The organism is Alteromonas sp. BZK5 (genome assembly GCF_014349115.1).
In the GTDB taxonomy this organism is placed as follows: Bacteria; Pseudomonadota; Gammaproteobacteria; order Enterobacterales; family Alteromonadaceae; genus Alteromonas; species Alteromonas macleodii.
In genome coordinates, this window is the sequence record NZ_JACSOE010000255.1 from 1 (window position 1) to 1,374 (window position 1,374).

Consider the following 1,374-nt stretch of genomic DNA (forward strand, 5'->3'; position numbering starts at 1 on the left):
GCCTATTATTACAGCCCATACGCTATATCCACTAAAGACTAAATAGATTGATAGCCCACCACCAACTGTTGTTCCTAATACGTTGATTTTCGTAATATCTTTATTTTGAAAGTTGCGCTGCATGCGCGCGAGGCTCACTAAAGAGAAGGAGTTTATGACTGGAACAAGCGCTAAAAAGCTAAGCATCAACCCGGAATTTTTGTAAAAATAATGGTCACTCAATGGGGCAACAATACCGACTATGACAAGTGCAAAAAATATAGCTATTGCTACAAGAAACCAATAGCATGTGGACGCTAGTCTATCACTCCATCTATTCCGCTGAATCAAGATTTGATTCACTCCAAAATTACCGAATAATAACGCCATTTCGGTAATCAAAAAACAGAACGCAATCAACCCGAAATCTTGTACGTCAAGGATTCGAGCCAAAAGAGCGTATATGATTAAAGCAGATGCTTGGTTAAAAAAATTAAGTGTTACATTCCAGAATGTTCCAAATATTGTTTTTCTAGAGTTTGTCATTTGCATCATTACCGACAAAAATTGTTGTTAACGCTCTCATATATTGCAAGATCTACTTTGCATAACTCTCTTATTCTTTTAACTTTAACTGTATCGGCAATGATACTTTCTACTAAGTCTTTATTTGGTGATGAGTTTGTATTTTTGACTTTGATATTAAAGCCTAATTCTTTATTTAATTCAGTTATCCATGAATCTAAGTCGTTAAGAAAACCTATTTTATAGAAGTTTTGTAAGTTTTCTACGCTGCGTTCTATTGCTGTTTTTTGATCAGTGAGTATTTCCTCCAAACTCATCCCAGAAAAAAACCTTGCATATGTGACACCGCTTTTTAACATTTTATCAGTTGAAATATACTCGGATATGTCCATGGTGTTCTTTTTCCAATCCTGTTCTTTATATGTGTTATAAACGAACTCTGATATAAATCGTTCAGTCGGTTCTCGGAGAACAGTGATAAACTTCCAATCATTTTTAAATTCGGCTACTAGTTTTGGCGAAGCATAACAATGACCTGTCACAAAGACTTTTCTACCTGATGCTAAGTAAGAAGCCAGCTGAATCTCTCTAACAGTCTGCTCATTTACTCCAGTAATGTTACTTATTTTATATGCTAGTTTCGTGTCTATACCAGTGGTAAGGGGAGAGTTTTTAACCAAATTTGAATAGATACCATTGAGAAGTGAAATAGAGAGTGATGAGCCTGCACATTTTGGTACGTGGGTAAATACGAATTTTGGTTGACCTTCAACAAATTTTTCAATTTTTCTTTTCGAAAAGTCTTTAATTTTATTTAACATATTTGCTCCATTTGATTATAAAATTTTGCTTATATTAGATACCTAATCC

2 protein-coding genes are annotated in these 1,374 nt (G+C 34.4%); both read right to left on the reverse strand.

From position 1 onward, the window contains the following. Positions 1–525 (reverse strand): oligosaccharide flippase family protein (locus BIZ39_RS21765; protein ID WP_187448108.1); only part of this gene is annotated, 525 nt, incomplete at its 3' end. 8 nt (positions 526–533) lie between these two features. Further along, positions 534–1,325 carry a sulfotransferase family 2 domain-containing protein gene (locus tag BIZ39_RS21770; protein ID WP_187448109.1) on the reverse strand — a complete coding sequence of 264 codons (792 nt, stop codon included), beginning with the start codon at positions 1,323–1,325 and terminating at the stop codon, positions 534–536. Positions 1,326–1,374 lie beyond the last annotated feature (49 nt).